The sequence below is a fragment of the Micromonospora sp. NPDC127501 genome, assembly GCF_040302185.1.
Lineage (GTDB): Bacteria > Actinomycetota > Actinomycetes > Mycobacteriales > Micromonosporaceae > Micromonospora.
In genome coordinates, this window is the sequence record NZ_JBEORJ010000014.1 from 124,195 (window position 1) to 141,056 (window position 16,862).

General features: G+C 73.7%; 19 protein-coding genes. 8 read left to right on the plus strand and 11 right to left on the minus strand.

Annotation, left to right across the window (positions count from 1 at the left end; all coding sequences use genetic code 11):
- Positions 1–24 precede the first annotated feature (24 nt).
- From ABTW72_RS27790 to ABTW72_RS27810, 5 genes are all read right to left on the minus strand, one after another.
- On the minus strand, positions 25–687 hold the full coding sequence (locus ABTW72_RS27790) for a hypothetical protein (protein ID WP_350863502.1): 663 nt from the start codon (positions 685–687) through the stop codon (positions 25–27).
- Complete coding sequence (locus ABTW72_RS27795; protein ID WP_350863505.1) at positions 684–3,359, minus strand: FtsK/SpoIIIE domain-containing protein; 2,676 nt, start codon at positions 3,357–3,359, stop codon at positions 684–686. The genes ABTW72_RS27790 and ABTW72_RS27795 overlap by 4 nt, the downstream gene beginning before the upstream one ends.
- A complete protein-coding gene (locus ABTW72_RS27800) occupies positions 3,352–4,419 on the minus strand; it encodes a hypothetical protein (RefSeq protein ID WP_350863507.1) in 1,068 nt (355 codons plus the stop codon). The genes ABTW72_RS27795 and ABTW72_RS27800 overlap by 8 nt, the downstream gene beginning before the upstream one ends.
- A gap of 6 nt (positions 4,420–4,425) precedes the next feature.
- Positions 4,426–4,686, minus strand: coding sequence for a hypothetical protein (locus ABTW72_RS27805; RefSeq protein ID WP_350863510.1), 261 nt, complete (start codon positions 4,684–4,686; stop codon positions 4,426–4,428).
- A 152-nt stretch (positions 4,687–4,838) separates the two neighbouring features.
- Positions 4,839–5,231, minus strand: a complete 393-nt coding sequence (locus tag ABTW72_RS27810) for a PIN domain-containing protein (protein WP_350863513.1) — start codon at positions 5,229–5,231, stop codon at positions 4,839–4,841.
- Between the two features lie 140 nt (positions 5,232–5,371).
- On the opposite strand from ABTW72_RS27810, the gene ABTW72_RS27815 reads away from it, so the two are divergent.
- Genes ABTW72_RS27815 through ABTW72_RS27825 form a run of 3 tightly spaced genes read left to right on the plus strand, consistent with a single transcriptional unit; the run spans position 5,372 to position 8,489 of the window.
- Positions 5,372–7,930: an ATP-dependent Clp protease ATP-binding subunit gene (locus tag ABTW72_RS27815; RefSeq protein ID WP_350863515.1), complete on the plus strand. Its 2,559-nt coding sequence runs from the start codon at positions 5,372–5,374 to the stop codon at positions 7,928–7,930.
- Positions 7,927–8,139: a hypothetical protein gene (locus ABTW72_RS27820; protein ID WP_350863518.1), complete on the plus strand. Its 213-nt coding sequence runs from the start codon at positions 7,927–7,929 to the stop codon at positions 8,137–8,139. Before ABTW72_RS27815 ends, ABTW72_RS27820 begins: the two co-directional genes overlap by 4 nt.
- On the plus strand, positions 8,139–8,489 hold the full coding sequence (locus ABTW72_RS27825; RefSeq protein WP_091408434.1) for a DUF3140 domain-containing protein: 351 nt from the start codon (positions 8,139–8,141) through the stop codon (positions 8,487–8,489). Before ABTW72_RS27820 ends, ABTW72_RS27825 begins: the two co-directional genes overlap by 1 nt.
- A gap of 53 nt (positions 8,490–8,542) precedes the next feature.
- Here ABTW72_RS27825 and ABTW72_RS27830 read toward each other — a convergent pair whose 3' ends face one another.
- The 3 genes from ABTW72_RS27830 to ABTW72_RS27840 all read right to left on the minus strand — a co-directional run bounded on the left by ABTW72_RS27830 (position 8,543) and on the right by ABTW72_RS27840 (position 10,521).
- Complete coding sequence (locus tag ABTW72_RS27830; RefSeq protein ID WP_053655798.1) at positions 8,543–8,788, minus strand: hypothetical protein; 246 nt, start codon at positions 8,786–8,788, stop codon at positions 8,543–8,545.
- Positions 8,789–8,848: 60 nt separating this feature from the next.
- Positions 8,849–9,826: a LysR family transcriptional regulator gene (locus ABTW72_RS27835; protein ID WP_350863522.1), complete on the minus strand. Its 978-nt coding sequence runs from the start codon at positions 9,824–9,826 to the stop codon at positions 8,849–8,851.
- A gap of 83 nt (positions 9,827–9,909) precedes the next feature.
- On the minus strand, positions 9,910–10,521 hold the full coding sequence (locus ABTW72_RS27840; protein ID WP_350863525.1) for a hemerythrin domain-containing protein: 612 nt from the start codon (positions 10,519–10,521) through the stop codon (positions 9,910–9,912).
- Positions 10,522–10,669: 148 nt separating this feature from the next.
- On the opposite strand from ABTW72_RS27840, the gene ABTW72_RS27845 reads away from it, so the two are divergent.
- Positions 10,670–11,998, plus strand: a complete 1,329-nt coding sequence (locus ABTW72_RS27845) for a M20/M25/M40 family metallo-hydrolase (RefSeq protein WP_350863528.1) — start codon at positions 10,670–10,672, stop codon at positions 11,996–11,998.
- Positions 11,999–12,056: 58 nt separating this feature from the next.
- Positions 12,057–12,719 (plus strand): hypothetical protein, encoded by a 663-nt coding sequence (locus ABTW72_RS27850; protein ID WP_091408864.1) that lies wholly within the window; start codon positions 12,057–12,059, stop codon positions 12,717–12,719.
- Between the two features lie 51 nt (positions 12,720–12,770).
- Here the strand turns inward: ABTW72_RS27850 and ABTW72_RS27855 are convergent, their stop codons facing one another.
- From ABTW72_RS27855 to ABTW72_RS27865, 3 genes are all read right to left on the minus strand, one after another.
- Entirely contained in the window at positions 12,771–12,962 is a 192-nt protein-coding gene (locus tag ABTW72_RS27855; RefSeq protein WP_013734349.1) for a DUF5703 family protein, read from the minus strand.
- A 225-nt stretch (positions 12,963–13,187) separates the two neighbouring features.
- Entirely contained in the window at positions 13,188–14,042 is an 855-nt protein-coding gene (locus ABTW72_RS27860; RefSeq protein WP_350863531.1) for an SseB family protein, read from the minus strand.
- A complete protein-coding gene (locus ABTW72_RS27865) occupies positions 14,039–14,458 on the minus strand; it encodes a YbaB/EbfC family nucleoid-associated protein (protein ID WP_158629563.1) in 420 nt (139 codons plus the stop codon). The genes ABTW72_RS27860 and ABTW72_RS27865 overlap by 4 nt, the downstream gene beginning before the upstream one ends.
- Positions 14,459–14,550: 92 nt before the next feature.
- Here ABTW72_RS27865 and ABTW72_RS27870 point away from each other — a divergent pair, with 92 nt between their 5' ends.
- From ABTW72_RS27870 to ABTW72_RS27880, 3 genes are read left to right on the plus strand one after another with little or no spacing between them, the layout of a single operon-like run.
- Positions 14,551–14,883: a hypothetical protein gene (locus ABTW72_RS27870; RefSeq protein WP_350863535.1), complete on the plus strand. Its 333-nt coding sequence runs from the start codon at positions 14,551–14,553 to the stop codon at positions 14,881–14,883.
- Positions 14,880–15,941 (plus strand): WXG100 family type VII secretion target, encoded by a 1,062-nt coding sequence (locus tag ABTW72_RS27875; protein ID WP_350863538.1) that lies wholly within the window; start codon positions 14,880–14,882, stop codon positions 15,939–15,941. The genes ABTW72_RS27870 and ABTW72_RS27875 overlap by 4 nt, the downstream gene beginning before the upstream one ends.
- 13 nt (positions 15,942–15,954) lie before the next feature.
- Positions 15,955–16,860 carry a hypothetical protein gene (locus tag ABTW72_RS27880; RefSeq protein WP_350863541.1) on the plus strand — a complete coding sequence of 302 codons (906 nt, stop codon included), beginning with the start codon at positions 15,955–15,957 and terminating at the stop codon, positions 16,858–16,860.
- Positions 16,861–16,862 lie beyond the last annotated feature (2 nt).

The window sequence follows — 16,862 nt, forward strand, 5'->3', positions numbered from 1 at the left end:
GCACCGGCCGGGTCGGGCGCAGGGTCAGCGGCCGAGGATGAGCAGCAGCACGGTGGTCAGCAGACCGGCGCCGAGCACCACGGTGATCGGCCGGGGGCCGAGCACCGCGTGCCGGCGGTCGGCCAGCACCCGGGCCGGCACCAGGCCGACCAACGGCCCGAGCAGCGTCACCACCAACGCCAGCACCGGTAGTCCGACCGCCAGGTCCCCGCCGTATCCGACGCCGAGCGCGCGGGCGCCGGCGCCCAGCGCGTACGCCAGCACACCGCCGGCCACCCCGCAGAGCGCCAGCAGCGGGTTGACCGAGCCCGGCAGCTCGCCCGGCTGACCGGCCCGGTCCAGCAGGTCACGAGCCTTGGCGAGCAGCAGCACCGGGTCGGTGGCCCCGACGCCGTTCGCCGGGGCGGGCGGGCCGCCGAGGCGGCGGGCACCGAGGCGCGAGCGGACCTGCTGCCACAGGTGGGCCACCTCGGCGTCGACCCGTTCCTGCTGCTCGCGGGCGGCGACCAGCTCCTCCTCGGCGCTTCGGAGCTGCTCGGCCGCCTCGGCGACGGCCCGCTCGGCGGCACCGCACTGCCGCTCGTGCCAGGTGTGCGCCTCGGCGCGCTGCTCGCGCACCCGCGCGGTGAGGTCGGCCAGCCGCCGCAGCTGCGCCGCGTACGTCTCACTGGTCACCGGTTCGTTCATCGTGTCGGTCCATACGGGATGATGACCTGTCCGGTGCGGTGCACCGCCCGGTCGAAGAAGAGCCCCCGCCAGGGGCGGGGATACCAGTCCGGGCCCCCGGTGCCCGGGTAGAGCGACGAGCCCAGCTCGCCGCCGTGCGCGTCCAGGGCCACCCAGGCGCCGATCTGGTCGGTACGGGCGGCCGGCCCACCGAGATCGGCGCGCATCCGGGCCACACCACGCCACCAGGCCAGCACGTGCGTGCGTCGTTCCGGCCCGTCGTGCATGATCCGGCGCAGCTGCTCCAGGCCGGTACGCCGACCCGCGCGGGCGGCCAGCGCACCCGCTGCCGCGTCGACCGCGAACAGCAGCAGGTAGTGCGGGCTTCCCGGGCCACTGAGCCCGTCGGCCGTCTCGGCCATCAGCTCCCCGACGGTCTCCTCGTCGTACCAGGCGGCGTCGTCGGCCAGGTCCTCGTAGAGGGCGCGGGCGATCGGGTCGGCGTCCGGGTCGAGGCAGGCGATGGAGAACCGGGCGGTGCCCGGCGGGTGCTGACGGGCCAGCGACCGGGCCGCCGCGTCGAGCACCGCGCACGCCTCGTCGACGCGGGTGCCGAGCACCGCGAGGTTGCGGCCCGGGGCGCGCGGCAGCCGCAGCGACGCCGAGCGGGACTGCACGTCGATGATCTCGCCGAGCAGGGCCACCGGGTTGCGAGGCACGGTCCCGTCCGGCGGTACGGCGAGCGCCCGGAAGTCCGGGGCGTCGGCCAGCCGGGGGATCGCGTCGCCGTCGAAGAGCCGGGCGGGTGCCGCGTCGGGGGCGCGCATCCGCCACAGCCGGTGCTGCAACCCGCTCCAGGTCTCCCAGTCGCTGGCCGACGGGATGCGGGCCACCTCGTTGCCCTCCACCATGCCCGACTCGGCGTTGACCACCGCGTGCCAGCGCGGCAGCGACTGCGCGGCGTCGTTGCGCTCGGCGAGGATGCGCAGCGCCTTGGGCAACGCGATGCGCAGAGTGAACTGGGCGACCAGCGCGGGGCGGCCCCACAGCGCCTCGATGCCCCGCACGTCCTGCGAGGCGAGGACCAGGTGGATGCCCTGGGACCGGCCGCGGCGGGCCAGGTCCTCCAGCAGGTCGGCCGCCTCCCGGGCGACCACGTCCCGGCCGGCCAGCAACATCTGGAACTCGTCCACCACGGCGACGATGCGTGGCCAGTGCCCGGTCGGGTCGACCGCCCGCAGCTCGGCCAGCTTGGTCACCTCGTGTTTCTTGGCCGCGTCGGCGCGTCGGCGCAGCTCCTCGGTGAGGAAGCGCAGCAGCGCCAACCCGAACTCCCGGTCGGTGTTGACGTTGATGCCGACCAGCCGCATGTGCGGCAGCCAACTCGGATCGCGCCGGCCCTGCGCGAACCGCGCGAAGGAAACCCCCTCCTTGAAGTCCAACAGGTAGAACTCCAGCTCGGCGGGGGAGTACCGGGCGGCGAGGGCACCGATCCACGCGAAGATCAGATTGGTCTTGCCGGTGCCGGAGGGCCCGCCGATCAGCGCGTGCGGTGGATAGTCGCCAAGCGTCAACCGCACCGGCCGGCCCTGGGGGCCCTCACCGATCGGCGCGGTCAGCCCGTCGGCGGAGTCCTCCCGCCACATCAGCTCGGGCGGAGGCAGCAGGTCGGTGAAGGGGGTCGGCGGCGGGCCCGCGTTCACCCGGGCGGCGACGTCCCGGCAGGTCTCGGTGACCAGCGCCGCCGGTGGTGGTGGATCCAGCCGGACCGGCAACCCGGCCGAACCGCCGATCCGCGCGCCGGACACCCCGGCCACCACCCGCGTCACCGTCGGATCCTCCGGCAACGGCACACCGTGCACCACCAGGTGTACGCCGCAGGCCGCGCCAGCCCGCACCACCCGGTCCAGTTGTCCGCGCTCGTGCCGGTTCAGCTCCTCACCGCCGAGCAGCACCGCCACCCGCCACGGCTCGGGTCGTCGGCCGGTCGCCGCCGCCAGTTCGCGCAGCGACGCGTACTCGCCGGCCAGGACCGTCTCGTTGATCCGGCGGATCTGCTCCACCAGGTCGTCCAGCAACGGTCCCAGCCCACCCGGGCCGACGAAGGTGAGCAGCCCCGCCGTGCCCAACGGGGCGAACCCGGCCAGTCCGCCGCCGAGCTGGTCCGGGTCGTACCCGATCAGTCGTACCGCCCCGGGGTCGGCGCGGCCGACGGCCCGCAGCAGCAACGCGGACACCACCGCGTCGCAGCCGGCGCGGTCGTCCCCGGAGAGGTGGACGTGCCCGGCGTCGAGCAGCGGCACCAGCGCGGGCACCGGGTCGACGCCGTCGATGCCGACCGTGCCGACCCGCAGCGCGCCGGGCGGCTCGGCCCGACGGGCGGGCGTCGGCGTCCACCCGGCCCAGTCGGCCCCCGCGCAGCCGGGCGCCTCCTGCCGGGCCGCGTCGGCGGCCCGCCGGGCCAGCTCCGCGATCCTTGTGGAGTAGCGGGCGTCGATCTCGGCGATGCGGCGGTCCCGTTGGGCGCCCACCCGCTCCGGTACGGCGGCCGCCGCCCGCTGGACCCGGGCCAGTCGTTCCCGACCGGCGGTCAGGTCGGCCTGGGCCGCGGACAGCCGGGAACGGGTGGCGCCCAACGCCTCGGCGAGGGTTTCCCGGACACGGCTGGCCAGCTGACCGCGCCGGTCAGCCATCGGAGCCCCGGCGCGTCGGCGCGTCCCGCCAGGGGCTGCCCGAGCGTGGGGGCAGCCCACCGGAGCGCTGCGTGGTGGTGCCCGGCCGCTGCACCGCACCGTTGGCGCGGGGAGCCGCGCCCGGCCGCCCGGCCCCGCTCGGTTGCTGCGCGCCCGCCTGCTGCCCGGCCCGCGCCGGCTTTCCCACGTCGCCTCGCTGCCCCACGCTCGCCGGTTCTCTCGCGCCGGCCGGCAGGTCCCGGCCGAGGCGGGCGAGCAGCAGCCCGGTCGCCACCCCGGCGGTGACCGCGGAGTCGGCGGCGTGCGGCGGCTCCCCGGAGGCGCGCGGCGGCGGCATCCGGCACACCCGGGTCAGCAGCGTCTCCAGCACCGGCGGCGGCAACCCGGGAAGCAGGTCACGGACGCGCCCGTCCAACTCGCCGCGCAGCCGCCCGAGGTCGGTGGCGCGCGGCGGGTGCCCGAGCAGCTCACCGGCCAGCTCGCGCAGCAGCGGCGGCGCCAGCGCCGCCATGCCCAGCCCCACGTCGGCCGGGGCTCGGCGCAGCTCCTTGCGGAGCCGGTCCCGGTCGCCGGAGCGGACACCACCCACCACTCGGCGCAGCAACTCCTGGGAGTCGTCCACCCGCTCGTCGGGTTCGTCGTCGGTGCCCTCGCGCCCGCCGGTCAGCTCGGCCACCCGCACCGACCACCAGCGGCGCATCCGCACCTGCTCGACCGGCTCCGGCGCGACCGCGGCGGGCCCGGACGCCGGTGGCGTGTCGTGTCGGGGAGCGCGTTGCTCAGGGCGGGGTGCCGGGGAGCCGTCCGCGCCGAGCCCGATCGCCGTCAGGTAGGCCGACAGCTGTTCCTGGGCCACCCGCAGCGCGTAGCCGGCGCTCTCGGCGTGCTCGGTGGCGGCGGACAGCTCGGGCACCCCCATCGGGTTGGCCGACTCCTGTCGTACCCAGCGCAGCCGCTCCGCGGCCAGGCCGAACTTCTCCAGCGCCTGCCCGAGCAGGGCCACCGGGAACTCCTCGGTGGCGGCACGGACCTGAGCGCCGACATCCTCGATGATGGACATGGCGGCCTACAGGGTGGAGACGTAGAGCTGCGCCTGCTCCACCGCGACAAGTGTCGCGGCGAGACACTCCTCCAGTTCCTGGCTGGCCTGGGTCAGCGACGCCTGGGCCGCCTCCACCGTCTCGTGCCCGCTGCCCTCCAGCGCCCCGGCCAGGGTCTGCTGGGCCTCGGTGAGCTTTTCGCCGGCCGCCTGCACGGCTGTCTGCCCGTCTCCGATCTGTTGGAGGGCGACATCGATGGCAGCCTTCAGCTCGGCGACGCTCGCCACGGCGGAACCTCCTGGGGGCGGGGAGATCTCCATTAGAGCCTATCGGCGGTTCCGAAAGAACATCCGCCCTGTCGGTGTTCCTGCCCGCCTGTCCGGAAGACCCTCGGAAGTGCCGGGAGTCCGATCTGTGGGAGTCCCAGTGCGAGAATTTCTCAGTTGCTGGTCGGGTTCTCGCGGAGCCAGCGCGGGCCGTACACCTCGGCGCCCAGCGCCGTCACCCGCCCGCGCAACTCCCGGTCGGCGGTGATCACCAGCCGCCGACGCCGCGGCGCGCCCTCCACCAGCTCGACCACCGTGTCGTCGCCGGAGCCGGCGGCGGAGACCACCCGGACGCCCTCGGTGCCCGGCACGTCCCGCGCGGCCCCCTCGACCACCAGGACCACCTCCACCGGGGCGGTCAGCCGGGCCGGCAACCCGATGGTCGCCACCGGGGCGAGCGAGTCGCGCAACCGGGCAGCGGCCCCGGCACGGTCGCGCCACCACCCGTTCGGGCGCGAGCCCACCACGTTGGCGCCATCCACGATCAGCAGCGGGGTCTCATCCATCCCGCCAGCCTGCCACCATCGGCCGGCCCTGACCCGACGCCACTCCCGGAATGCCGGTCCTCCGCCACCTGCGGCGTTTGTCGGGGCGCGCGCCGGGTAGCCCCTGCCGACCGTGCCGAGCCCTACTGCGGAGGACAGACATGATGGGACCCGGTGACATCGGCTCCGACCCGTGGGACGAATTCCTGGCCAGGTACTTCGGCCGGGGCGAGGGAGGGCGCCGACCGCCGCACCGGGTCGACATCACCCGACTGATGACGGCCGACGCCCGGGAGATGCTGGCCGACGCGGCCCGGCGGGCCGCGCAACGGCAGAGCAGCGACCTGGACACCGACCACCTGCTCTGGGCGGCGCTGCAACGCGAACCGCTGCGTGACCTGGTACGCCGTGCCGGGGCTGACCCGGACACCCTGCTCAACGCCCTCGGCGGTAAGGGCGACGGTGCGCCGCGCGGGGAGGTGCCGCCCAACCTGTCGTTGACCCCCGCCGCCAAGCGGGCGCTGCTCGACGCCCATCAGCTGTCCCGGGCGATGGGCGCCAACTACATCGGCCCCGAGCACATCCTGATGGCGCTGCCGCTCAACCCGGAGTCGCCGGCCGGGCGGATGCTGGCCGCCGGCCGGATCCAACCCGAGTCGTTGCAGGCCGCCAACGCCGAGCGGGGGCCGATGACCGGGCCGAAGCCGGACCGCGGCACGCCCACCCTGGACCAGTACGGGCAGGACCTCACCGACCTGGCCCGCAACGACCAGATCGACCCGGTGATCGGGCGGGCCGACGAGATCGAACAGGCCGTGGAGATCCTGTCCCGGCGGACCAAGAACAACCCGGTGCTGATCGGCGAGGCCGGCGTCGGCAAGACCGCCATCGTCGAGGGTCTGGCCGAACGGATCTGCGACGGCGACGTACCGCAGACCCTGCTCGGCAAGCGGGTCGTCCAGCTCGACCTGGCCGGTCTGGTCGCCGGCACCCGCTACCGGGGCGACTTCGAGGAACGGCTGAAGAAGGTGATCGACGAGATCAGGGCGCACCGGGACGAGCTGATCATCTTCATGGACGAGATCCACACCCTGGTCGGGGCCGGTGGCGCCGGCAGCGAGGGCGGGATGGACGCGTCCAACATGCTCAAGCCCGCCCTCGCCCGCGGCGAACTGCGGGTGATCGGCGCGACGACGCTGGACGAGTACCGCAAGAGCATCGAGAAGGACGCCGCCCTGGCCCGGCGCTTCCAGCCGGTGCTGGTGCCCGAGCCCAGCGTCGACGACACCATCGCCATCCTGCGCGGGCTGCGCGACCGGTACGAGGCCCACCACCAGGTGCGCTTCACCGACGAGGCGCTGGTCGCCGCCGCCGAACTGTCCGACCGGTACGTCACCGACCGGTTCCTGCCGGACAAGGCGATCGACCTCATCGACCAGGCCGGCGCCCGGGTGCGGCTGCGTACCCGCACCCCCGCGTCCGACGTGCGGGAGCTGGAGCAGGAACTCGACGAGGTACGCCGGGACAAGGAACAGGCCGTCACCGACGAGCAGTACGAGCGGGCCTCCGCGCTGCGCGACCGGATCGCCGAGTTGGAGGAGGACATCCGTCGGGCGAACGGCGAGGACGGTTCGTCCGGCTCCCAGGTGCCCGAGGTGGGCCCGCAGGAGATCGCCGAGGTGGTCTCCCGGGCCACCGGCATCCCGGTCAGCCAGCTCACCGAGGAGGAACGCGACCGGCTGCTGCGCCTGGAGGGTCACCTGCACCAGAAGGTGGTCGGTCAGGACGACGCGGTCACCGCGGTCGCCGAGGCGGTGCGCCGCTCCCGGGCCGGGCTGGCCGACCCGGAGCGGCCGATGGGCAGCTTCCTGTTCCTCGGCCCGACCGGTGTCGGCAAGACCGAGTTGGCGCGGGCCCTGGCCGAGGCGTTGTTCGGCGAGGCGGACCGGATGGTCCGGGTGGACATGAGCGAGTTCCAGGAGCGGCACACGGTCAGCCGGCTGGTCGGCGCGCCGCCCGGATACGTCGGCTACGAGGAGGCCGGTCAGCTCACCGAGGCGGTGCGGCGCCGCCCGTACGCGGTGGTGCTGCTCGACGAGATCGAGAAGGCCCACCCGGACGTGTTCAACATCCTGCTCCAGGTGCTCGACGACGGGCGGCTCACCGACAGTCAGGGTCGCACGGTGAACTTCAAGAACACCGTCCTGATCATGACGAGCAACCTCGGCTCCGAGCTGATCACCGGCGCCCAGCGCTCGGTCGGCTTCGGCACCGGGGACGTGGGCAGCGAGCAGGAGAGCAACGAGCTGCGGGAGCGGCTCATGCGCCGCCTGCAGGAGAACTTCCGCCCGGAGTTCCTCAACCGCATCGACGAGGTCATCATCTTCCGCCGGCTCGAGGCCGAGCAGCTGCGCGACATCACCGCGCTGCTGCTGGAGGAGACCCGCCGCCGGATGCACGCCCAGGACCTCCAGGTGGAGTTCACCACCGCCGGCATCGACTGGCTCGCCGAGCACGGCTACCAGCCGGAGTTCGGTGCCCGCCCGCTGCGCCGGGTGATCCAGCGGGAGGTGGACAACCACCTGTCCCGGATGCTGCTGGAGTCGGCGATCTCGCCGGGGCAGAAGGTCACTGTGGACGTCCGCGACGGCGCACTCACCTTCGACGTGACCGCGGGCGAGCGGGGGTACACCGCCGCCACGACCACACACCCGCGATGAGCGGGCCGGCGCGGAAGGACGAACACGAGGACCCGCACCAGCCCGCGGAGTCCGCGAAACCCCGGGACGAGGACGACCATCCCGACCCGATCCTGGCGCCGCCCACCGCGAACCCCCGCCGGACGCGGGTGCCCGCGGAGGGCCTGCATCCGAAGACCGACCAGGACGACCCGGAGACGTCCGGGCCGCCGCCCGGAGAGGAGACCTGATGGTACGCGAAGCGCGGCTCGACCCCGAGGTGGAAGTGCTCTGGGAGGACTTCCACGCCGAGGTCAACGTCCCGTCGGAGCAGCTGCGGACCTGGCTGCTGACCCGGGGTTCGGGGGAGGAGTCGTTCAGCCCGAACCCGAACCTCGACCTGCCCCAGCCCGGCCGGGAGATCCTCAAGGTGCTCAACAAGCGCAAGGTGGACCTCACCCCGGAGGACATCGAGGTGATGCGGGAGGCGGTCGAGCGGATCCGCGAGCTGATGGACGCCAAGCCGTCGCGCGGAAACGCCGACGACAGTTGGCGGCACTCCCTGCTGGACCTGGGTCACGACCCGCTCGTCGAACGCTGAGCGACCGCACGACGGTGCCGTCCCGGGCAGGGACGGCACCGTTCGGCGTCCTGCTACTGGCCCTTGTCGGATTCCAGGCTTGCGATGGTCAGGCCCGCCGCGTCGGCGGCGGCGTCCCGGTCACCGCGGGTCTGGTCCTCCCGGGTGAGCAGGTTGGCGTACTCGGTCACGTCGGCCGGGTCGGGCACCGCCGGTAGGCGGCGCAGGAAGGCCTCCACCTCGCGGGTGGCGGCGGTGTGCGCGGCAGCCGCCTGGCGCAGCAGTTCGCGGTCGTCGGCGGGCGGGTAGAGGTCGGTCATGTCCGCCAGATACCCGGCCCACGGCGGTTCGCACCGCCAGCGGCCGGGAATACCGGCCGCTCACGGCCGTACCCCGGTGGGGTGCCGGACGCCGAACCCCGGGTTGCGGGGCAGCCAGGCCAGGTAGGCCGGGTGCGGCGCCAACGAGTCGACGTACGCCGCCTTGGCCGTCTCCAGCACCAGCTCCGCACCCTGGGCGGCGGGAGAGTCCGGATGCCAGCCGAGGAGCAGCCGCCAGCGCAACGGCGTCCCGGCGAGTTGACGGGTGACCAGACCGCTCACCGGGCGAAACGTCGCCTGGCACAGGGCCACCGCCACGCCGGCTTCCACCAGGTCGACGCAGCCGCGGATGTCGGTCTCGTACACCTTGCGGGGGGTGAAGCCGGCGCGGGCGCAGGCGGCGGCGAAGCAGTCGGCGAAGCAGCCGTCACCCGGCGCGGCGACCCACTGCTCGTGGCGCAGGTCGGCCAGGCGGACCTCGTCCTGCGCCGCGAGGGGATGGGTCTCCGGCAGCAGCACCAGCACCGGGTCGACGGCCACCTCCTGCCAGCTCAACCCGAACCCGGCCGACGGGCTGGCGTCGCCGCACACGCCGGCCAGCGCGAAGTCCAGCCGACCGCCGGCCACCAGCTGCGCCAACTCGTCCACCGACCAGGACGCGTACGTGGTGATCTGGGCGGGCGGCTGCTCGGCCGCCAACCGGTGCACCAGCCGACCCAGGATCGGGCTGTTCACCCCACCGAACCGGTAGCACGGCGGCGTGTCGCCCGACCCGGCCAGCCGGGCGGCCTCGTCCTGCAGCCCCTTCATCGCCGGTAGCAGCACCCGGGCGCGGGCCAGCACCAGCTCACCGAGCGCGGTGGGTCGAGCCCCGCGCCGGTCCCGGTCGAACAGCGGGCCGCCCAGCGTCCGTTCGATGCGTTGGAGCTGGGCGGTGAGCGCCGGCTGGGCCAGGCCGAGCGCCGAGGCCGCCTTCGTCACACTTCCCGTCTCCGCGATCGCGCAGACCACCCGCAGGTGACGCAGCTCCAGGTTCATAGGGTGACGGTAGGACTACGCGTCTGCTGGCGGAATAGCCCGAGCGGATCGGTGATAATGAATGCATTGCCGGCGGCCGCCGGTCACCTGTCGCGCGGTGGCTCCGGCAGGTCCGCCAGGTACGTCGGCCGGCGGGTCACCGCGTCGAGGACCTTGTCGACCACCCCGACCGCCGGCTCCACGATCCGGTTCCACGGAGGGGTGGCCGGCGTGCCCGGGTGCGGTCGGGTCGGCGCGGCCTCCTCGGCGATCTCCAACCGGTTGCCCAGCCGGATCAGCTCCTCCTCGGTCGCGACCGCGCGCAGCTCGGTGACCAGCGCGCCCACCCCGTCGACATGCCGGCGGACCCGCTCGGCGATCTCGGTCAGCGCCTCGTCCGTCAGCCCCTTCAGGGCGCTCAGCAGGGCCGCGTCGGCGTTGATCTCCGCGTCCACCCGCTCGGTGGCTGTCGGCAGCGCCGCGCGGACCGCCGGCAGCAGGTACTGCTCCTCGGCGGACAGGTGCCGCGACAGCGCGGCGGTGAGCACCGCCAACCCCTCCTGCGGCGTGGTGTCCGGGCCGGAGAGCTGGTCCAGCAGCGCCAGCAGTTGCCGGTGCTCCCGGTCGACGATGTCGGCGATGCTGCGACCGGCGGGTCGGTAACCATCCTCGGATGCGGGCGCGGGCGGCAGCGGCGGCAGGGGAACAGCGGACATGGTGCCCTCCTCGACTGGCGGGCGGAAGCTCCGGCAGGGACGTACGGTCGTGGGCGGCGGTACCCGAACGCGACCAACGCGAAACCGGCCCGTCGATGCGTCCACCCGCGCCGGCCTGTCGAGCGGCCCGGGCTGGTATGAAGAGGCGATGACGAGCGATGCCGCCTCCGCCCTGCCCGACCCCACCGCAGAGGTCGTGGACCTCTGCCGCGACCTGCTGCGCATCGACACCACCAACACCGGTGACAACGACACCAGCGTCGGCGAGCGCCGCGCGGCCGAGTACGTGGCGGAGAAGCTCGCCGAGGTGGGCGTGGAGTCCGTCCTGCACGAGTCCGCGCCGGGCCGGGCGAACGTGGTGGCCCGCATCCCGGGCACCGACCCGAGCCGGGGCGCGCTGCTGGTGCACGGCCACCTGGACGTGGTGCCCGCCGACGCCGACGAGTGGTCGGTGGGCCCGTTCTCCGGCGAGCTGCGCGACGGCTACCTCTGGGGCCGGGGCGCCATCGACATGAAGGACTTCGACGCGATGGTGCTCGCCGTGGTGCGGCACTGGCAGCGCACCGGCGTACGACCCCCGCGCGACATCGTGCTCGCGTACACCGCCGACGAGGAGGCGGGCAGCGACTACGGCGCGCGCTTCCTGGTGGACAACCACCGGGGCCTCTTCGACGGTTGCACCGAGGCGATCGGTGAGGTCGGTGGCTTCTCCTACTCGGTCAACGACAACCAGCGGCTCTACCTCATCGAGACCGCCGAGAAGGGCATCGACTGGCTGCGGCTGCACGCCAAGGGCCGCCCCGGGCACGGCTCGATGATGCACGACGACAACGCCGTGACCGCGCTCGCCGAGGCGGTCGCCCGGATCGGCCGGCACCGCTTCCCGGTGGTGGTCACCGACACCGTGCGGGCCTTCCTGACCGAGGTCTCCGACCTGCTCGGCATCGAGTTGGACCCGGACGACCCGGAGACGGCCATCGCGAAGCTCGGCCCCATCGCCAACATCATCGGCGCGACCATCCGTAACACCGCCAACCCGACCCGGTTGAGCGCCGGCTACAAGGACAACGTCATCCCCGGCCGGGCCACCGCCACCATCGACTGCCGCAGCCTGCCCGGCCAGTCCGAGCTGCTGGAGCGGCAGCTGCGCGAGTTGGTCGGCCCGGACATCGCGATCGAGTACGTCCAGCGGCAGCCGGCGCTGGAGACCACCTTCGACGGTGACCTGGTCGAGGCCATGTCGGCGGCCCTGCGCGCGGAGGACGCGGGGGCGCGGCCCGTCCCGTACATGCTCTCCGGGGGCACCGACGCCAAGGCGTTCTCGCAGCTCGGCATCCGCTGCTTCGGGTTCGCCCCGCTGCGGCTGCCCGCGGACCTGAACTTCTCGGCGTTGTTCCACGGCATCGACGAGCGCGTTCCGGTGGACGGACTACAGTTCGGCGTGCGGGTTCTCGACCGGTTCCTCCGCACCTGCTAGTCGTGTCCGGCGGTTGCCGCCGGCGCGCAACCTCCCCATCGTGAAGGGACTGCCCCACATGACCGACCAGCATGGTGAGCTGGACGCCGCTCTCGAGCGGGTGATCGAAGCGGCCCGCCACCACCTGGCCGCCGTACGCGCCGCGCAGGGCCGCGTCGACGACGACGACGTCTGGCAGGCGTACGTGGCGTTGAACAACGCATCCTTCGCGTACGACGAGCGACTGCTCGACGCCTTCGGCGAGGTGACGCCGTGGGATGTCGACTCGATCGACCCGGACGAGGCCGACGAGCGTTTCGGCGGCGGCGAGGGTGCCGAGGCCAGTGATCCGCACCCCCGGGTGATCTCGGTGCGTCAGCGTCGTGACTACCGGGTGCCGAGCGTCGCCGCGCTGCTGCGGGTGGCCGAGGCGGCGCGCCGCGAGGGCACCCCGGAGGACGACGAGCCGGCACCGGTGGAGGGCGTCGGCGAGGCGGTGCTGGAGCTGCTGCAGAGTGGTGACGGCTCGCTCGGCGCGTTGGACGTCCCCGAGTTGGAGCCGCTCGACGGGGTGGTCATGGTCAGCGAGGTGGGTACCCCGGTCGATCTGGAGTCGTTCGACGACGACGACGCGGTCGGCCCGTTCCAGCCGGCCGCCGACGACCGGCTGGTCGGTCGGCTCGACGAGCACCCGTTCCTGGAGCTCGACGACGACCACGACCACGCCGGGCACCAGCACTAGGCCGGGTGCCGCCCGGGGCCGGCTCCGGCCTCGGGCGGCACCGCCCGGTCCTCAGTACGACAGACCCGGCTGCGGCTGGTTGACCCGCCGACGACGCAGCACCACCTGCCGCGTGCCGTCCCGGTACAGCCGCACCCGGGCCAACTCCCATCCGGAGAACTCCGCCTGGATCGCCAACTGCGCCGCGGCGGTCAGCCGGTCGACGTTCGGCGGCAGCCGCAGTGGCGCGTACTCGTAGTCCATGCCCTCCATGCTGCCCAGCCCAGCGGCCGTCCGCCACCCCCTCGGCGGTGACCAACGACGCCACCGCGGCCGGTTCGTGCCGCCCCGTCCCTCCGTGCCGCCCCGCGTCCCCGTCGCGCCGATCTTGCGGTTTCTGTCGCCGAGATGAGTGGAACGCCCCCTTCTGTCGCGACAGCAACTGCAAGATCGCGGGAGAGGGGGCGTCGTCGCGGCTGGGCAGGGGCGTCAGGCGGTAGGGATGTTCGCCGTCAGCAGGGCGGTGAGGGTTGGCGCGGACAGGGCGACCGCCCGAGGGCTGCCCGGGTCGACAGTCAGCCCCCAGGACGGGTCCGGCCAGTCCTCGAACAGCTCGGCGCAGGGCAGCGCGACGAACGGCACCCCGTCCCCGGCGAACGCGGCGAGCGCCCGGGGTGAGGTGAAGACCGGCAGCAGCGGCGCGCCGGTCGCGTCGCCGACCACCGTCCACGGGAAGTCGGCGTCCGGCGCCGGCTCCCCGGAGAGCGGGACGCACACCGTGGCACCGGCCAGCGCTCCGAGGTAGCCGGGCAGGTCACGCCGGCCGACAGCCGCGGCGAGCTGCGTCACCACCGCCGGCTCCGCGTCGAGGGGTGGCGCCTCGGCGGGTGCCGCTCCCGTCGGAGTCGCCTTGGCCGGAGTCGCCCCGGCCGGAGTCGCCTCGACCTGGGTTACCTCGACGGGCGCCGGCCGGTCGATCGACAGCGCCGCCGGGCCGGGACGCGCGGCCGGCGGCAGCGCCCGGCAGGAGAGCGTGCCGGGTTCGTCGGTCAACACCTCGGCGGCGGTACGGATCACGAACACACTGAGCCGCTCCACCTGCTCCGGAGTGCGCGCCGCCTCGTACCACCAGCCCTCGTCGCCGGTCGGGCGGTGCCAGCCGAGCGCGGCCAGGCGTGCCTCGTCGTGGTCGGGGCAGATCACCCGCACCACCTGGCGGCGCACCAGCAGCCGGATCGCGCGCGGACCGGCGGAGAGCTCCAGGTCGGTGTCCCGGTCGCAGCGGGCGACGGTGTCCCGCAGTCGAGCGGCGATCTCCGGCCAGGTCGGCGACGGCGACGTCACGCCGGCGCGCCGGGAAGGCGGTCGTCCAGCCGCCCGAGCCGGGCCACGGTCTCCTCCAGTCGGCCCAGCGCGGAGAAGTCCCCCGGAGTGCCGAACAGGTCGCCGAGCCCCGCGCCGAGCGCTACGTCCAAACCCTCGGTGTGCTCGTCGACGTGCCCGGAGGCGACCTCACGAGCCCGCCGGTACGCGTCGAGCACCAGCTCGGCCACCCCCTCGGTGCCGGCGCGCAGGGCGGCGGGCGCGAGGGTGAGGCCGGTCAGCGCGCCGGTGGCGTCGACCGTCGCCGAGACCAGCCCGCTCTCGTCGACCGCGGTGCCGGACAGCTCGGCCAGGTCGTCGCGGAGGCCCGCGAACCGGCGTTCGATGTCGGCGATCCGCCCGGCGAGCGCGTCGAACGCGGACGTCGGGTCCGTCATGAGATTCCTCCCCGTGGATCGTGCGACCGGGTGGTGCCCGGCGGCCGGGAGATCGTATCGTCGGTGCGCTCGACTCATGGGGGAGGAACGGCATGCCGCCGGATATCGATGTCGACGTGCAGGCGGTCCGTCGACTGGAGACAGCTGCCCAGCAGGTCGCCAGCTCGCTGGCCGCACTGGAGCGGCAGATCGTCTCGGCCGGCGACGTGCCGTCGGACGCCTTCGGCCACCTGCCGTTCGCCAGTGACATGCTCCGCGACAAGTACGCCGAGCAGGTCACCGGCGGCAAGGAGTTGTTCGCCGCCGCGAACGCCGCGTTCGGCCGGGTCGCCACGGCGCTGGGCGACACGGTCGAGGCGTACGAGCACAACGAACGGGACCTCGACGCCGGGTTCAAGGCCATCCAGTCGGGGCTGCCCGGATGAGCGGCCCGGCCGGCAGCGCCGTCCAACTGTGGAACGGCCTGGACAGCGCGCTCTCCGGGGTGCAGGACGCCGTCGACAGTGTCTGCCGGACCCTGGCCTGGCCACTGATCCAGCTCGTCGACCTGGTCGACGGCGAGCCCGCCGTGCTGCGGGCGAAGGCCGCCGAGTGGGACGCGCTGGCCGGGCAGGTGCGGGAGCTGGCCCAGGGCCACCGCGGCACCCGGGAGTCCGCGCAGGCCGGCTGGCGCTCACCGTCCGGTGTGGCGTACGGCCAGCGGTTGGCCGAGGTGGAGCAGCAGCTCCTCGACGTCGCCGAGCAGTTCGCCGCGACAGCGGAATACCTGCGCAGTGTCGCCGACGGCCTGCAGACCGTGCACGACGTGCTCGTGGACCTCTGCGTGGAGTTCGTGAACTTCCTCCTGGTGACGCTGGTGACCGCGTTGCTGATGGCGCCGGTGACCATGGGGGCGTCCTGGGCGGTCGGCGTGGGCGTGACAGTGACCAGGGCCCTGGTCGTGGTCACCCGGATGTTGAAGGTCATCCGGCCGCTGGCGGTGCACCTGCAGAAGGTCATCCGCCTGCTTCAGCGGGTCATGCTGTACCTGCGCAAGCTGCAGGCACACCTCGACAAGCTGGTCACGATGCAGGACAAGCTGCGCACCGGCAAGAAGTACGCCGACAAGCGGCACGCCGCCGGCAAGGCCGACAAGTGGTTCCACAAGATTTTCGACCCCACGAAGGGCACCTACAAGCTGGGCAAGTCCGGTTCCCCGTTCGACATGGGCGCCCTCGACCGGGCCGCCGCGCTGCGGGCGCACGGGGTCGCCGACGGGGCCCGGGTGATCGCCCGGGACTGGGCGACCCACCTGCCGTGGAACGTGCCGAACTCGGTCGTGCACGGTGTCACCTGGGGGACTGTCGCGTTGACCAGCGGGCTCTCCGTTCCCGGCAGCGAACAGGTCGGCGACCAGATCGACCAGGCGGTGCAGGGCGGCGCGGACTGGATCGACCAGAATGTCTTCGGGCAGCCGCCGGCGGGTCAGCCGGCGGGTCGCTAGGGAGGGGCGCGTGATGTCAGGGGAGCGAGGTCGGCTCGGTCGGTTCACCGACGCGGTGCTCGGCGGCGCGCGGGCCGCCCGGGACAAGGCCCGTGAGCTGCGCGACGAGTTCCGCACCAGCGACGAACCCGAACGTGCTCTCGTCGCGCCACTGCTGCCCGGGCAGGAGCTGCGCTATGTGGGGCTCGGCCCGGTCCGCGTCCCGCAGACCCACAAGGCCGGTCGTCAGCTCGCCGATGTGATGGCCGACGAGTTTGTCGACTCGCTCGACCCGAAGGTGCTGTTCGGGCTGCTCAACATCGTCAACCCGGTGGTCTGGGTGGACGCGGTGCTGACGCCGGTCCGGCTGGCCGCGGGCGTGCTGCTGCTGCCCGGCAAGGCCGGTGCCATCGCCGCCGGTGTGCCGGAGGCGGCCGAACCGGAGCCGGCCCCACCACACCAGCGGGTGCAGCGGGATCCCATTCCGCTCACCGAGGAGCAGGAGGCGTTCCGCGCCCTGTTCCGGCTCAGCCTGTACCGCCCGCTCGCCGAGCAGCTCGCCGAGATCGCCTACCGTCGCCGGTTCGTCTTCAGCGGCGACCTGGCCACCCTCGCCGGCAGCCTGCTGCTCTTCCTGGAGCGTTACAGCGGCACCCCGCTGGCGGTGACCGACACCCACCTGCACCTGCTGCGGATGGGCCCCCGCCCGGACGCCGACCGGCCCGACCGACGGCAACCGCGGGTGCTGTGGAGTGTGCGACGCGACCGGGTGGCCCGGGTCGACTCGGAGCGCGGCGCGACCGGGCTCGTGCAGCTGACGTCCACGATCGTCTTCGACGACGGCTCGTGGATCCGGCTCACCCAGCCCGCGCTCCGCGACGACCAGTCGCGCTTCCTGACCGCGATCCACGACCTTCCCGGACAGCGCCCAACGCCGTGATC

What these genes read in the sequence shown, in the direction of transcription:
- ABTW72_RS27790 (WP_350863502.1), bottom strand. Translation starts at nt 687, where the DNA reads ATGAACGAACCGGTGACCAGTGAGACGTACGCGGCGCAGCTGCGGCGG.
- ABTW72_RS27795 (WP_350863505.1), bottom strand. Translation starts at nt 3,359, where the DNA reads ATGGCTGACCGGCGCGGTCAGCTGGCCAGCCGTGTCCGGGAAACCCTC.
- ABTW72_RS27800 (WP_350863507.1), bottom strand. Translation starts at nt 4,419, where the DNA reads ATGTCCATCATCGAGGATGTCGGCGCTCAGGTCCGTGCCGCCACCGAG.
- ABTW72_RS27810 (WP_350863513.1), bottom strand. Translation starts at nt 5,231, where the DNA reads ATGGATGAGACCCCGCTGCTGATCGTGGATGGCGCCAACGTGGTGGGC.
- ABTW72_RS27815 (WP_350863515.1), top strand. Translation starts at nt 5,372, where the DNA reads ATGATGGGACCCGGTGACATCGGCTCCGACCCGTGGGACGAATTCCTG.
- ABTW72_RS27820 (WP_350863518.1), top strand. Translation starts at nt 7,927, where the DNA reads ATGAGCGGGCCGGCGCGGAAGGACGAACACGAGGACCCGCACCAGCCC.
- ABTW72_RS27825 (WP_091408434.1), top strand. Translation starts at nt 8,139, where the DNA reads ATGGTACGCGAAGCGCGGCTCGACCCCGAGGTGGAAGTGCTCTGGGAG.
- ABTW72_RS27830 (WP_053655798.1), bottom strand. Translation starts at nt 8,788, where the DNA reads ATGACCGACCTCTACCCGCCCGCCGACGACCGCGAACTGCTGCGCCAG.
- ABTW72_RS27835 (WP_350863522.1), bottom strand. Translation starts at nt 9,826, where the DNA reads ATGAACCTGGAGCTGCGTCACCTGCGGGTGGTCTGCGCGATCGCGGAG.
- ABTW72_RS27840 (WP_350863525.1), bottom strand. Translation starts at nt 10,521, where the DNA reads ATGTCCGCTGTTCCCCTGCCGCCGCTGCCGCCCGCGCCCGCATCCGAG.
- ABTW72_RS27845 (WP_350863528.1), top strand. Translation starts at nt 10,670, where the DNA reads ATGACGAGCGATGCCGCCTCCGCCCTGCCCGACCCCACCGCAGAGGTC.
- ABTW72_RS27850 (WP_091408864.1), top strand. Translation starts at nt 12,057, where the DNA reads ATGACCGACCAGCATGGTGAGCTGGACGCCGCTCTCGAGCGGGTGATC.
- ABTW72_RS27855 (WP_013734349.1), bottom strand. Translation starts at nt 12,962, where the DNA reads ATGGACTACGAGTACGCGCCACTGCGGCTGCCGCCGAACGTCGACCGG.
- ABTW72_RS27865 (WP_158629563.1), bottom strand. Translation starts at nt 14,458, where the DNA reads ATGACGGACCCGACGTCCGCGTTCGACGCGCTCGCCGGGCGGATCGCC.
- ABTW72_RS27870 (WP_350863535.1), top strand. Translation starts at nt 14,551, where the DNA reads ATGCCGCCGGATATCGATGTCGACGTGCAGGCGGTCCGTCGACTGGAG.
- ABTW72_RS27875 (WP_350863538.1), top strand. Translation starts at nt 14,880, where the DNA reads ATGAGCGGCCCGGCCGGCAGCGCCGTCCAACTGTGGAACGGCCTGGAC.
- ABTW72_RS27880 (WP_350863541.1), top strand. Translation starts at nt 15,955, where the DNA reads ATGTCAGGGGAGCGAGGTCGGCTCGGTCGGTTCACCGACGCGGTGCTC.